The sequence below is a fragment of the Protofrankia sp. CiT1 genome (assembly GCF_917627335.1).
Taxonomy (GTDB): domain Bacteria; phylum Actinomycetota; class Actinomycetes; order Frankiales; family Frankiaceae; genus Protofrankia.
Genome location: NZ_CAKJTP010000057.1, coordinates 5954 through 19150 on the forward strand (window position 1 = coordinate 5954; position 13197 = coordinate 19150).

13 protein-coding genes are annotated in these 13197 nt (G+C 70.2%); 9 read left to right on the forward strand and 4 right to left on the reverse strand.

What is annotated here, in order from left to right; all coding sequences use genetic code 11:
* Positions 1-326: 326 nt before the first annotated feature.
* Positions 327-752, reverse strand: a complete 426-nt coding sequence (locus MJ785_RS11540) for a type II toxin-antitoxin system VapC family toxin (RefSeq protein ID WP_239346515.1) — start codon at positions 750-752, stop codon at positions 327-329.
* A complete protein-coding gene (locus tag MJ785_RS11545; RefSeq protein ID WP_239308613.1) occupies positions 749-988 on the reverse strand; it encodes a type II toxin-antitoxin system Phd/YefM family antitoxin in 240 nt (79 codons plus the stop codon). The genes MJ785_RS11540 and MJ785_RS11545 overlap by 4 nt, the downstream gene beginning before the upstream one ends.
* Positions 989-1054: 66 nt before the next feature.
* On the opposite strand from MJ785_RS11545, the gene MJ785_RS11550 reads away from it, so the two are divergent.
* The 7 genes from MJ785_RS11550 (at position 1055) to MJ785_RS11580 (ending at position 8632) form a co-directional block, all read left to right on the forward strand.
* On the forward strand, positions 1055-1429 hold the full coding sequence (locus tag MJ785_RS11550; protein WP_255727646.1) for a S8 family serine peptidase: 375 nt from the start codon (positions 1055-1057) through the stop codon (positions 1427-1429).
* A 44-nt stretch (positions 1430-1473) separates the two neighbouring features.
* Positions 1474-1710, forward strand: a complete 237-nt coding sequence (locus MJ785_RS11555) for a hypothetical protein (RefSeq protein WP_239346516.1) — start codon at positions 1474-1476, stop codon at positions 1708-1710.
* 415 nt (positions 1711-2125) lie between these two features.
* A complete protein-coding gene (locus tag MJ785_RS11560; protein ID WP_239308587.1) occupies positions 2126-3751 on the forward strand; it encodes a carboxyl transferase domain-containing protein in 1626 nt (541 codons plus the stop codon).
* Positions 3748-5958 (forward strand): biotin carboxylase N-terminal domain-containing protein, encoded by a 2211-nt coding sequence (locus MJ785_RS11565; protein WP_239380770.1) that lies wholly within the window; start codon positions 3748-3750, stop codon positions 5956-5958. Before MJ785_RS11560 ends, MJ785_RS11565 begins: the two co-directional genes overlap by 4 nt.
* Positions 5951-7126, forward strand: coding sequence for an acyl-CoA dehydrogenase family protein (locus MJ785_RS11570; RefSeq protein WP_239376655.1), 1176 nt, complete (start codon positions 5951-5953; stop codon positions 7124-7126). Before MJ785_RS11565 ends, MJ785_RS11570 begins: the two co-directional genes overlap by 8 nt.
* Before the next feature lie 103 nt (positions 7127-7229).
* Positions 7230-7826, forward strand: coding sequence for a MaoC family dehydratase (locus MJ785_RS11575; protein WP_239376657.1), 597 nt, complete (start codon positions 7230-7232; stop codon positions 7824-7826).
* Positions 7823-8632: a CoA ester lyase gene (locus MJ785_RS11580; RefSeq protein WP_239308592.1), complete on the forward strand. Its 810-nt coding sequence runs from the start codon at positions 7823-7825 to the stop codon at positions 8630-8632. The genes MJ785_RS11575 and MJ785_RS11580 overlap by 4 nt, the downstream gene beginning before the upstream one ends.
* A gap of 90 nt (positions 8633-8722) precedes the next feature.
* Here the strand turns inward: MJ785_RS11580 and MJ785_RS11585 are convergent, their stop codons facing one another.
* On the reverse strand, positions 8723-10093 hold the full coding sequence (locus MJ785_RS11585; protein WP_239346522.1) for a cytochrome P450: 1371 nt from the start codon (positions 10091-10093) through the stop codon (positions 8723-8725).
* 363 nt (positions 10094-10456) lie between these two features.
* Entirely contained in the window at positions 10457-11575 is a 1119-nt protein-coding gene (locus MJ785_RS11590) for a PEP/pyruvate-binding domain-containing protein (protein ID WP_239346523.1), read from the reverse strand.
* Positions 11576-11701: 126 nt separating this feature from the next.
* Between MJ785_RS11590 and MJ785_RS11595 the strand changes: the two genes are divergently transcribed.
* Positions 11702-12424, forward strand: a complete 723-nt coding sequence (locus MJ785_RS11595; protein WP_239380772.1) for an SDR family NAD(P)-dependent oxidoreductase — start codon at positions 11702-11704, stop codon at positions 12422-12424.
* A gap of 3 nt (positions 12425-12427) precedes the next feature.
* Positions 12428-13197, forward strand: a 770-nt coding sequence (locus tag MJ785_RS11600; protein WP_239380774.1) for a maleylpyruvate isomerase family mycothiol-dependent enzyme, incomplete at its 3' end; no start/stop codon positions are given.

The window sequence follows — 13197 nt, forward strand, 5'->3', positions numbered from 1 at the left end:
AGCGGGGGCCGCAGGCATCTACCTGCTCAACTACCAGAGTTGAAAAGGCACGATCCGGCCAAAAAGGCGAGAACCTCCAGCACCCAGGAATGCCACAGTGAGCACGCTCCGGAGCGCCGCGCGCCCTAACGTGACAAATCCATACCGTAGGCTCGCTTCCAGCGGCCGCTCGCGGCGGGACGGCCTCATTTTCGATGAGCCGATATCCAGGCCTCCTGCCGTACGTTTGCGGACGCCGCTGTCTGCTGGGGTCGAGGGAGAGGGGCCAGCGACGAAGCATCGCGAGGTTCTCACCGGTTCTGTGCCGTCCGCCCCGACATCCCTACCTACCGGTGGTAGGTCCAGGGGTTGACGAGTGGGACGCCCATGGGGGCGAAGTCGGACTCGTTGCGGGTGACGAGCGTGAGCCCGTGGACCCCGGCCGTGGCTGCGATGAGTGCGTCGTGAGCTGGGCGCCGGTTGGGCACGTGGAGCCGCGCCGCCGAGTCGGCGACGGCCTGGTCGACGTCGAGCAGCCGGCCAACATATGCCGGGAGCACGTTCTGATCGAGCCACGAGTCCAGGACGGTCGCCTGCCGGGCGTCGTGCCGCCGCTTGTTCTCAATGCCAGCCCGAAGCTCCAGCAGGGTGATGACAGAGAGGAAGGTCGCCGATGGCGACAGGGTCTGGGCCCAGGTGTTGAATCGGTCATCCCGCCGTTTCGCGGGCTTGCGGAGCTCGGAGATGATGTTGGTGTCGAGCAGGAAGCTCACAGGTCAACCTCGCGCGGCGAGTCCCGCGGACGCACCGGCTCGAAGTCAATCTCCTCATCCAGGACGAACGCGTCTCCCAGGATGCCCGCGGTGCCCGTGAGCCGCTGATAGTCCTCGAACGACAGCAGGACGTGCGATGGCCGACCGTGATCCGTGATGATCACCGGTCCGCTGGTAGCGGCCCGCTTGACCGCGCTCACGTCGCGGTTGAACTCCCGCGATGAGACCATGGTCATCACGATCACCTCCTCGGTAGGTACGTACCTACACTACCTGTTTCCGCATATCCCGCCCTGCCGTCCATGAAGATCGAGCTCAAGGCCGACCGCATCGACTCAGCCCTCTGGCCAGAGCAGAGCGAGACGGACAGCAACAGGATTCCGACGGAGAACGACGGCGGGGAGCCCTCCGGACCCCCGCTGCTGGCCAGCGGCGGACAGATCGACCTTGCCGGCCCCGGAGTCGATGTCTACTCGTCCTGGGTGACGCCCAGGAAGTACAACGTCATTTCCGGGACAAGCATGGCCACCCCACACGTTGCCGGCATCGCCGCGCTCTGGTACGAGAAAACCGGGCAGGGCGCACTCGAACTGTGGGGTAATCTGACCAGGGCGAGTTTCCGGCTTCGCGCGTCGTCGCTCGACGTCGGCGCCGGACTGACGCAGGCTCCGCAGTAGGTTCCGCAACGGTTTTTTCGCCGTTGGCCAAAGAGGTGACCCCCATGGCGAACAATGTTCATGTCACTGTTGATGACACATATCGGGGCAGTTTGGCAGAAATCGCCGCCGCGCTCCGGGCCAGGGGGATGCACGTCGATCAGATTCACGAGGCCATCGGAATAATATCCGGTTCCGTGCCGGATGCCGACTGGCGGTCGCTGGAGGCTGTGGCAGGGGTGCGGGCCGTCGAACCCGACACGTCCTTCCACCTGCCGCCGCCGGACGCACCCATCCAGTAACTCTCCAGCGGCCCCCTGAAGCGCCCTCAATCCACAGGTGCGGCCGGGCGCGAGCATGGCAAACATCCGTACCCGCCCGGCCGGCCCGCCCACGTCGCACAGTGCCGGTCTGCGCGACGTGGGCGGACAGCAGCCCAAGGGTGGGATCGTTGAAGCCCACGGGCGTCTCGGGGTCGAAGGCTGGGCCGTCTGGGAATTCCGTGTGGCACGCAGTGCGTACCGGCGAAGACGACGTCGAACGCGCCGGCCAGCCGGAGGACATCGCCGCGGCCTGCGCGTTCCTGCTCTCGTAAGGAGGCCGGGCACGCACCGGACAGCTTCTGGGCGTGGACGATAGGCGGAATAGACGATGGGCGGAATACCTGGAACCGCATCCGCACCTCCGAGGAAGCAGGCAGGCGATGAGGGCGATCAGATGAGCACTCTCCGGTCAGCCGCGTCCGGGCACACCTCGGGCGCACCCTCCGGTACGGACGGGGCCGGCAACGCGGCGGCGCACCGCGCGCTGGTCGCCCACCTGCGCTCCGCCTTGGCCACAGCCGCCCAGGGCGGGTCGCGGGAGGCCCGTGCCCGCCACGTGAGCCGGGGCAAGCTGCTGCCTCGCGAGCGGATCGACACCCTGCTCGACCGTGGCAGCCCGTTCCTGGAGCTCTCGCCGCTGGCCGCCTGGGACATGTACGCCGACGAGGCGCCAGGCGCGGGGATCATCACCGGTGTCGGGCGGGTGGCTGGCCGGGAGTGCATGCTGGTGGCCAACGACGCCACCGTCAAGGGCGGCACCTACTACCCCATGACCGTGAAGAAGCATCTGCGCGCGCAGGAGGTAGCCCTGCACAACCAGCTGCCCTGCCTCTACCTCGTCGACTCCGGTGGGGCGTTCCTCCCGTTGCAGGACGAGGTGTTCCCCGACCGGGAGCACTTCGGGCGGATCTTCTACAACCAGGCGACGATGTCGGCGGCGGGTATCCCGCAGATCGCCGCGGTGCTGGGCTCGTGCACGGCCGGTGGGGCCTACGTCCCGGCCATGAGCGACGAGGCTGTGATCGTCCGAAACCAAGGAACGATCTTCCTGGGTGGGCCGCCGCTGGTGAAGGCCGCGACCGGCGAGGTCGTGTCGGCGGAGGACCTCGGCGGCGGGCTGCTGCACAGCAAGGTCTCCGGGGTCACCGACCATCTCGCCGACGACGACGCCGACGCGCTGCGTCGGGTCCGCGCGATCGTGGCCAGCCTCGCCCCCCGCGCGCCCCGCCCGTGGGAGGTCGTCCCGACCGAGGAGCCGGCAGCCGACCCAGCCGAGCTGTACGCGCTGGTGCCCACCGACAGCCGGATCCCCTACGACGTGCGCGAGGTGATCGCCCGGATCGTCGACGGCAGTCGGTTCACCGAGTTCAAGCGTGACTACGGACCGACGCTGGTTACCGGCACCGCCCGGCTGCACGGCCACCCGGTCGGCATCATCGCGAACAACGGGGTGCTGTTCAGCGAGTCCGCGGTGAAGGGGGCGCACTTCGTCGAGCTGTGCGACCAGCGCCAGATCCCGCTGGTGTTCCTGCAGAACGTCACCGGGTTCATGGTCGGGCGGGAGTTCGAGGCGGGCGGGATCGCCAAGCACGGCGCTACGATGGTCACCGCCGTCGCCTGCGCACGGGTCCCGAAGTTCACCATCGTGATCGGTGGCTCGTTCGGCGCCGGTAACTACTCGATGTGCGGTCGCGCCTACTCACCCCGCTTCCTGTGGATGTGGCCGAACGCGCGGATCTCGGTGATGGGCGGCGACCAGGCCGCCGCCGTTCTCGCGACCGTCCGGCGCGAACAGCTGGCGGCTCGCGGGAACGACTGGAGCGTGGAGGCTGAGGATGGGTTCAAGGCGCCGATCCGCGAACAGTACGAGCGTCAGGGCAGCCCCTACTACTCGACGGCCCGGCTGTGGGATGACGGTGTGATCGACCCGCTGGACACCCGCACCATGCTGGGGCTGGCCCTGTCGGTGGCGGCAAACGCGCCGCTGGGACCCGTCCGCTACGGCATCTTCCGGATATGACCGATACGGGCCCGCTTTTTGACGCCGTACTGGTCGCCAACCGGGGGGAGATCGCGGTCAGGGTCATCCGCACCCTGCGGGCGCTCGGCATCCGCTCCGTCGCCGTCTACAGCGACGCCGACACCGACGCCCGGCACGTCCGCGAGGCCGATGAGGCGGTGCGGATCGGCCCGGCTCCGGCGCGGCAGTCCTACCTGTCGGTGCGGCACCTGGTCGACGCGGCCCGGCTGACCGGGGCGCAGGCGGTCCATCCCGGGTACGGCTTCCTGGCCGAGAACGTCGCCTTCGTGCGCGCCTGCGCCGACGCGGGGCTGGTCTTCATCGGACCGTCCGCGCACGCCGTCGAGGTGATGGGCGACAAGATCCGCGCCAAGCGGACGGTGGCCGCCGCGGGCGTCCCGGTGGTGCCCGGCCGCGCCGAGCCGGGGATGAGCGACGACGACCTCCTCGCCGCCGCGGACGAGGTCGGCTACCCCGTGCTGGTGAAACCGTCCGCCGGTGGGGGCGGCAAGGGGATGCGGCTGGTCACCGGCCCGGCCGCGCTGCGCGGTGAGCTTGCCGCCGCCCGCCGCGAGGCGGCCGCGTCCTTCGGCGACGGCACCGTGTTCCTCGAGCGGTTCGTCGCCCGGCCCCGGCACATCGAGGTGCAGATCCTCGGCGACGCCCACGGCCACGTCATCCACCTCGGCGAACGCGAGTGCAGCCTGCAGCGCCGCCATCAAAAAATCATCGAGGAGGCGCCGTCGCCGCTGCTCGACGCGGCGGCCCGGGACCGCATCGGCGCGGCCGCGGTCGATGTCGCCCGCGCTGTGGGCTACACCGGCGCGGGCACCGTGGAGTTCATCGTCGGGGCCGACGACCCGGGACGCTTCTACTTCATGGAGATGAACACCCGGCTACAGGTCGAGCACCCGGTCACCGAGATGGTCACCGGGATCGACCTGGTCGCCGAACAGCTCCGGATCGCCGCCGGCCGGCCGCTGACGATCATCCAGGACGGCGTACGCCTGACCGGGCACGCGATCGAGGGGCGCGTCTACGCCGAGGACCCGGCCCAGGGCTTCCTACCCACCGGCGGCACCGTCGTGGCGCTGCACGAACCGGCAGGTGACAGCATCCGCGTCGACTCCGGCCTGGCCGAAGGCGCATGGGTGGGAACAGACTACGACCCCATGCTCGCCAAAGTGATCGCCTGGGGGCCGGACCGGACGACGGCGCTCGCCCGGCTGGACGCGGCGCTCGCCCGCACCGCCGTCCTCGGAGTCGGGACCAACGTGGCGTTTCTGCGGGCGCTGCTTGCCCACCCCGGCGTGGTCGCCGGTCGCCTCGACACCGGCCTGGTCGAACGGGAGCTGGCCGGGCTCGTCGACGGCAGCGTCCCAGCCGGCGCGCTCGTGGCCTACGGTCTGGCGCGGCTGGTCGAGGCACAGCCGGCCGGGCCGGTGATCGACCTGTGGGACACCCCCAGCGGCTGGCGGGCCGGCGGCCCACCGGCTCCTCTGATCTGGCGGGTGGCGCTGCCCGCGGGCGGCAGCGCCGAGGTCGCCGTGACCCCCGTCGCCACGCCCGGGGCCGCCGGGACCGCTCCACCGCCTGGACCGCCCGGCAGACGGCCATCCCACCGGCTGGCTGCCGAGCTGGCCGCTACTGTCAGCATCCGCCGTGAGCCCTCCGCGACCGGGACGCTCCGCCCGTTGTCCCGGCCGCTTGGGGCGGGCGCGGTTGGGGCAGGCGCGGTTGGGGCAGGCGCCGACGACGGCGAGCCCCACCCCGCCACGGTACGCACCCTCGGCGACGGCTGTGAACTGCTGGTCACCGTGGACGGGCACAGCCGACGCTGGTGGTACGCCCGCGATGGGCAGGTCCGCTGGCTCGGGGCCGGCGGAGCCGCGTGGGCCCTCACCGAGGCCGGCCCCGCGGCCCGCACCGGCGCCGCCTCAGCCGGCGTCGCCGAGGTCCGCAGCCCGATGCCCGGCACCGTCATCGCGGTCCACGTCCGTACCGGCGAACAGGTCACCGCCGGCCAGCCACTTATCATCGTCGAGGCGATGAAAATGGAGCACAGCCTGGCCGCGCCTGTGACTGGCCAGGTCAAGGACCTGCTCGTCAGCCCCGGCGAGCAGGTCAGGATTGACCAGTTGCTCGCCGTCGTGGACGCGGCCGAGCCTGCCAGCACACCCGCAAGCGGGGAGCCGCCCGATGCCTGACACCCGCCTCACCGACGAGCAGGAGTCCCTGCGCCGCACCGTCGCCGAGTTCGCCCGCGAGGTCGTCGCCCCGGTGGCGGCCAGGCACGACGAGGATAGAACCTTCCCGTACGAGGTCGTCGCTGGTATGGCAGCGATGGGCCTGTTCGGGCTCCCCTTCCCCGAGTCCTACGGCGGGATGGGCGGTGACTTCTTCACCCTGTGCCTGGCCATCGAGGAGCTGGCCCGGGTTGACTCCTCAGTCGCGATCACGCTGGAGGCCGGCTGCTCGCTCGGGGCGATGCCGATCTACCGGTTCGGCACCGAGAAGCAGAAACGCGAATGGCTGCCGATGCTGTGTTCCGGCGCGGCCCTCGGCGCGTTCGGCCTGACCGAGCCGGCGGCCGGCAGCGATGCCGGCGGCACCCGTACCACCGCCCACCTGGACAGCGGCATGTGGGTGATCAACGGCTCCAAGGCGTTCATCACCAACTCCGGCACCACCATCACCCGCCTGGTCACCGTCACCGCCGTCACCGCCGTCACCGGCACCAGCGGCGATGACCGGGACGCGGACAGGACGAAGGAGATCAGCAGCATTGTGGTGCCGGTCCCCGCCCCCGGCTTCACGGCGGAGCCGGCGTACTCCAAAGTGGGCTGGCACGCCAGCGACACCCACCCGCTGGCCTTTGTCGACGTGCGGGTACCCGAGGCGAACCTGCTCGGCGAGCGGGGGCGCGGCTACGCGAACTTCCTGGCCATCCTCGACGAGGGCCGCATCGCCATCTCGGCGCTGGCTGTGGGCTTGGCCCAGGCCTGCGTCGACGAATCGGTGGCCTACGCCAGGACCCGCCATGCGTTCGGCCGGCCGATCGCCGCCAACCAGGCGATCTCCTTCAAGATTGCCGATATGGAGGCGCGGGTCCACGTCGCCCGCACCGCCTACTACGACGCGGCCGCCCGCATGGCCGCGGGACTGCCGTTCAAGAAGGAGGCCGCGATCGCGAAACTGGTCAGCAGCGAAGCGGCGGTGACCAACGCCCGGGAGGCCACCCAGATCCACGGCGGCTATGGCTTCATGAACGAATACCCGGTCGCGCGGCACTGGCGGGACAGCAAAATCCTTGAAATCGGCGAAGGCACCAGCGAGGTACAGAAAATGATCATAGCCCACCACCTCGGCCTTTGAAGATTTTGATCGAAACCAGACGCACGGCGTCGGTAGACCCGTCAAGCGTGCCCGTCAACCAATGCCCGGCCGCTGAGCACGGCCAACCGACGGAGATGAGACGATGCGTGACGAAAGCGACCAACGCCGTCGCGTGGAACAGCGCGGCCTGTGGTTCGACGAGCTGGAGGTCGGCGTGGTGTACGCGCACCGGCCTGGGCGAACGGTGAGTGAAGCCGACAACACGCTGTTCACGACGTTGACGATGAACGCGCAGGCGCTGCACCTCGACGAGGCATGGAGCGCCACCCAGCCCTTCGGCCGCCGCCTGGTCAACAGCCTGTTCACGCTGTCGACCCTCGTCGGTCTGTCAGTCAACCAGCTCACTCAGGGCACGACCGTCGCCAATCTCGGTTTCGCCGAGGTCCGCTTCCCGGCGCCGGTCTTCCACGGCGACACGCTCTACGCCGAAACAGTGGTCCTGGACAAGCGCCTGTCACGCAGCCGGCCGGGACAGGGCGTGGTCACCCTTGAGCACACCGCGCGCAACCAGCATGGCGAGGTGGTCGCGGTCGCCGTGCGCGGCGCGCTGATGCTGCGCTCGGACACAGCGGGCCCGAACACAACGGGCCCGAACGCGGGCGGCGGATCCACCGCCGCCGATTCGTCCGATCCGCCGACAGGCCCGGCCCCGGAGCTGGACCCGGACGTGGCCCGATGACCGCGCGCCTGCCCGGACCGGCGCTGCTGTTCTGTCCCGCCGACCGTCCCGACCGGTATGCGCGGGCCGCCGCGGCGGCCGACGGCGTCATCCTCGATCTGGAGGACGCCGTGGCACCTGAGGACAGACCGCGGGCGCGCCAGGCGCTGCGCGAGACCCCGCTCGACCCGGCGCGGACGATCGTGCGGGTCAACCCGGCCGGCACCGACGACCACGCCGAGGACATCGCGGCGCTGGCGGGCACCCCCTACCAGGCCGTGATGCTGGCCAAGACCGAGACCGCCGAGCAGGTGGCCGCGCTCGCCCCGCGGCAGGTCGTCGCGCTGTGCGAAACTCCACGCGGCGTGCTCGCCGCACCCGCCATCGCCGCCGTCAGCAACACCGTCGGCATCATGTGGGGAGCCGAAGACCTGGTGGCCGCGCTCGGCGGACGTTCCAGCCGGGACGCCGACGGCCGCTACCACGACGTCGCCCGCCACGCCCGCGCCAGTATCCTGCTCGCCGCCGGCGCCTACCTGCGCGTCGCCGTCGACGCGGTCTACCTCAACATCACCGATCTCGAGGGGCTCGCCCGCGAGGCGCGGGACGGGGCGGCGAGCGGGTTCACCCTGAAGGCCTGCATCCATCCCAGCCAGGTCGCCGCCATACGACAGGCTTTCCTGCCCGCACCGGAGGAGATCGACTGGGCCAGCCGGGTGCTCGACGCCGCGGCCCGCTCCCCCGGCGTGTTCAGGTTCGAAGGCCGCATGGTCGACGCCCCGGTCCTGCGCCACGCCGAGCGCATCCTCGCCAGCCGGGCGCGCTGATCGGAAAATGAACCGGAGCGTGGGCATGCCAGCTCAGCCCGGCGGGCCTTTCCAGCTCCTCGGCTCGGGAGAAGCCCGCGGGTTTCGGCATCAGCGTGGCGTGACCAGACTCGGCACACCGGACGTCGGGCGCAGCGTGATGTGGTTGGTGTAGGGGGGGTCGTCGACGGGTGCGGTGAACGTGAAGTTCTGGACCAGCCCGGCCAGCGCGATCGTCGATTCGAGCATCGAAAAGTGCTGACCTATGCAGCCGCGTGGCCCGCCCCCGAAGGGGAACCAGGCATAGCGGTGGCGCGCCTTCTCCCGCTCCGGCGTGAACCGTTCTGGCTCGAAACGCTCCGGCCTGTCCCAGAACAGCGGATGCCGATGGGTGACCCAGGGGACGACGAGCAGGTCGCTCCCAGCCGGGATGCGGTAGCCGCACACGTCCTCATCCGTGAGCGAACAACGACTGATGATCGGTGCCGACGGGTACAACCGCATGGTTTCCTTGAGCACCATCGTGCTGTAGGGCAGCGCTGGAACGTCCGCCACGGTGGGGATGCCGGCGATCGCGTCGGCCTCGTCACGGACGCGCTCCTGGACCGCGGGATGCCGGCCGAGCAGGTGCAGGGCATAGGTCAGCGCGGTCGAGGTCGTCTCGTGCCCGGCAAGCAGGAAGATGAGCACCTGGTCACGCACTTCAGCGTCAGTCAGGGCGTCATCGCTGTCACGGGCGTCGAGCAGCAGCCCGAGCAGGTCGCCGTACCTGGCACCGCTGGCCCGCCGCTGCGCGATTATCTGATCGCAAACCGAATAGAGCTCGCTCCGCGCCTGCGCGAGTTGCCGGTTGACCGGCGTGGGCCAGCGCAGCGGCATGCGGATCGGCGCCAGTCCGCGACGTAGTACCGCCTCCGCCAGCCTCCCGAACTCACGGCGGACCACCGGTAGCGCCTGATCAAGATCATCGCCGAACAGGACGCGACACACCACCCGCAACGTCAGCCCGGTTATCTCGTCATCCAGATCGATGGTGCCCGCGCCGCGCCGGCGCCATCCGTTCACCAGGCTCTCGACCTGTCCGCCCATGGCGGCTGCGTACTCGGCCACCCGCCGGGTGGTGAACAGCGGTTGAAGGAACCGCCGCTGACGGTGCCAGTCGGCATCCTGGCTGGTCAGGATGCCGTTGCCGAACGCGCCGCGGACCTCCCGGTAAAAAACGTTGTCCTTGCGATAGTTGGCCGAGGAGCTGGCGAGCACGCGCTGGGCGGCGTCGGGATGAAATACCAGGTATATCTCGCGTAGCCCGGGTGGCCCGACACGGAAGCAAACAGCGTCCCCGTACCTCTCGAAAGCTCGCAGAAAGGCTCCGAGCATGTCGCCGCGTAACTCGGCCGCTGATCCCAGCAAGAAGGAGCCCGCCGCAACGGGCGGTGTGCGCGCGGGCGGACTACTTGGTGCCGAGGTGGATAAGCTGCTCATGCCCGTGCCCTTCGTCGACGGGACCACCCAGTACAGATCATTAATATTCACTCATTCAGATCCGCTCCAGCCGCATCTTATACCAACACCGCCCCGCGGGATACTTACCAGCGTTTCGTCTCGCGTTCGCCCACGGTTGATCTAGCCACCATTTTTGATCTTGTCGTTTGTTATTGCTTATTGTCAATCGCGAGACGCCGTCAACAACGTTGACTATCTTGTGGATAGCAACGCGCGGCCCGGCTGTTCCGACCACTTAGAGGCTCCGGCAATAGGACTGTCCGGCTCGCGGCTTTCCGCATCCCGCCCGGCCGCGTTGTCCTCGGTCGGCGCCCAAAACCAGGGCGCCTTCCTCGGGCGCTCCTAGTTTTCCACGGTAACCGTGCCCGCGCCGCCGTCAACGACGAGCAGGCGGCCGTCAGCGATCATCAGCACGTCCGCACCGACACCGGTCACCGCGGGCAGACCGATCTCCCGCGCGACGATCGCCGCGTGGCACAGCAGGCCACCCGACGCTGTGACGAGACCTGCCGCGGTCGCCATCAGCGGCAGCCAGGCGGGATCGGTGGTGGGAGCGATCAGGATGCCGCCCGGCTGCCAGTTCCCGTCATATGGGTCAAGCACAACGGCTCCGGTGCCCCGCGCCACACCGCCAGCGGCGGCGAACCCCTGGAGCAGTTCGGCCCCGTTCGCGGCACCCTCGGCAGCGGCACGGATATCACGACGGCCGGGGCTGGCCGGTCCTCCCAGGGGGCGCGTCACCGGTCGTGCCTGCAGCCACAGCAAGGCATCGGTCGCCATCAGTACGGCGAACTCCAGATCCAGCGGCATGCCAGCCTCCCGTTGCAGGCTCAGACACGCCGCCCCGACAGCGCCCGTCGAGCTGGTGAGCGCTCCCGCCGGGGCCACCGGCCCGGCCTCGCGGTCCCACTCCTCGACGGCCGGGATGACCGCCCCCGAGACCAGGCGCTCGCCAGGCCCCGCGCACCACTCCAGACGGCCCGCGGCGGCCGAACGTCCGATCCACACCCCCGCCGCGGTGGGCTCCTGGTACTCCTGCAGCACGACAGCCATCCGCGGCGGCGCGCCGAGCCCGGTGCGGTCCAGGTAGGCCGCTGGGCCGCGGTCAGTGGCACTGGCCACGACCCGGCGGACCGCCGCCGGAACCTCCGCGGGCGACAGATCGAGTTCAGTGCGGAACTGACCGGCGAACGAGAACCGCGCGCCGTCCTCCACCGAGGCGGAACTACGCACCGCCCACCGGCCGACCTCGGCCGGCAGCTGGACGCCCTCGGCCGCGACGCTGGCTGCCGCATCGACGCTCAACAGCCAGGTGGCCGGTATCCGGGCGCCGAGGCGGACCAGGCCAGCCAGCCCGACTGCCTTTCCGCCCCACCTCGATACAAGATTTCCGGGGGCCCCGAGCTGATACCCGGCGGACAGCTCCTGAACGAGGAACGACAAGGGAGTGGGCAGTATCATGGAACGCTCCGAAAAATGCTCGAACAAGGCGCTGGGCACAAGGCGCTGGGCGCTGAGGCGTGAGAGGATCCCGGCGTATCCGCTGAGAACACTGATTATTTCCGCCGAAAGAGCTGAGGAGGGCGCATGGGCCGCGTCGTCGTCGTCAGCGGCGGCGGCACCGGAATCGGTGCCGCCGCCGCTGAGCTTTTCGCCGGTGACGGCGCCGAGGTCTACCTGCTGGGCCGCCGTGAGAACGTCCTCACCGCCACCGCCGAGAAACTCGGGCCCCGGGCTCACGCGGTCACCTGCGACCTGCGTTCCCCGCGCAGCGTCGAGGCCGCGGTCCGCACGCTGCCCGGCACGGTGGACGTATTGGTGAACAATGCCGGCGCCCGCGGCGTGGCGGCCGGCGGAGACGACCTGACCGCCGTCGCCGAGCGGTGGACGTCCGACTTCCGCAACAACGTCCTGGTCGCCGTCCTGCTGACAGCCGCGCTGACCAGGCGTCTGCGGTCGCCCGGCGGCAGGGTCGTCACCGTGAGCAGCCTCGCCGCGGTACGCGGGAACGGTTCCTACGGGGCGGCGAAGTCCGCGTTGCACGGCTGGAACCTCACGCTCGCGAGCGAGCTGGGCCCGCGCGGGGTGACGGCGAACGTGGTCGTGCCGGGATTCATCGCGGACACCGAGTTCTTCGGCCAGGACACCACCGACGACGAACGGACGCGGCGTGCCGCGCAGACCCTGGTGAACCGTGTCGGTGAACCGGGCGACGCGGCCGCGGCGATCCATTACCTGGCCTCGCCCGACGCGGGCTACGTGACCGGGCAGTTCCTGCACGTCAACGGCGGCGCGCTGCCGGGCCGGTGAGCGGTGACGCCCGATCCCACCGGCCCGAGCGCCTCGTTCGCCGATGTGCTCGAGGGGCTGCGCCACCGCCACGCGGTCCTGCGGCGCATCGTCCGTTCGCTCTCCACCGGCGATTGGGACACGCCCACGCCCGCCGCCGGCTGGGCGGTCCGCGACCAGCTCGCCCACCTCGCCGACACCGAGGAGGTCGCGTTCGACACGCTCACCGGCGGTCCGCGCGCCTTCGCGGCCGAGCTGCCGGCCTTCCCCAGCGCTGACGCCTTCACCGCGGCGGGATGCCAGCGCGGTGCGGGCATGAGCACGGCGGAGCTCGTCGGCTGGTGGGAGCGCGGCGCCACCCGGACGCGGGAACGGCTCGCCGAGCTTGCCGCCACGGAGCGCGTGGCCTGGGGCTTCGGTATGGACGCGCGGACGTTCGGACTCGCCCGGACCATGGAGCACTGGGCGCATACCCTCGACATCACCGATGCGGTCGGGGCTGACGCCGAGCTGGTGAGAGAAGCGCCGCTCGTCGCCGAGCTCGGCTACCGCACGATCCCCTGGGCGTTGCTGCGGGCGCATGCCACCCATCCGCGACGATCGCTGCGGGTGGAGCTGCACAGTAACGGCGGCACGGACAGCTGGGGCCCGCCCGACGCCACCGACGTCGTGTCCGCCCACCTCCTGCAGTGGTGCTGCCTGGTCACGCGGCGGACGCCCCGTCCCGGGCTGCCCGTGCCCAGAGCATGGGGGCCGATGGCGCACGACGTCGTGCGCCACGCGCGGTGCTACCT

Coding starts and splice junctions, on each gene's coding strand:
- MJ785_RS11595 (WP_239380772.1), top strand. CDS start 11,702: ATGGGCCGCGTCGTCGTCGTCAGCGGCGGCGGCACCGGAATCGGTGCC.
- MJ785_RS11545 (WP_239308613.1), bottom strand. CDS start 988: ATGACCATGGTCTCATCGCGGGAGTTCAACCGCGACGTGAGCGCGGTC.
- MJ785_RS11550 (WP_255727646.1), top strand. CDS start 1,055: ATGAAGATCGAGCTCAAGGCCGACCGCATCGACTCAGCCCTCTGGCCA.
- MJ785_RS11580 (WP_239308592.1), top strand. CDS start 7,823: ATGACCGCGCGCCTGCCCGGACCGGCGCTGCTGTTCTGTCCCGCCGAC.
- MJ785_RS11555 (WP_239346516.1), top strand. CDS start 1,474: ATGGCGAACAATGTTCATGTCACTGTTGATGACACATATCGGGGCAGT.
- MJ785_RS11575 (WP_239376657.1), top strand. CDS start 7,230: ATGCGTGACGAAAGCGACCAACGCCGTCGCGTGGAACAGCGCGGCCTG.
- MJ785_RS11590 (WP_239346523.1), bottom strand. CDS start 11,575: ATGATACTGCCCACTCCCTTGTCGTTCCTCGTTCAGGAGCTGTCCGCC.
- MJ785_RS11570 (WP_239376655.1), top strand. CDS start 5,951: ATGCCTGACACCCGCCTCACCGACGAGCAGGAGTCCCTGCGCCGCACC.
- MJ785_RS11560 (WP_239308587.1), top strand. CDS start 2,126: ATGAGCACTCTCCGGTCAGCCGCGTCCGGGCACACCTCGGGCGCACCC.
- MJ785_RS11585 (WP_239346522.1), bottom strand. CDS start 10,093: ATGAGCAGCTTATCCACCTCGGCACCAAGTAGTCCGCCCGCGCGCACA.
- MJ785_RS11565 (WP_239380770.1), top strand. CDS start 3,748: ATGACCGATACGGGCCCGCTTTTTGACGCCGTACTGGTCGCCAACCGG.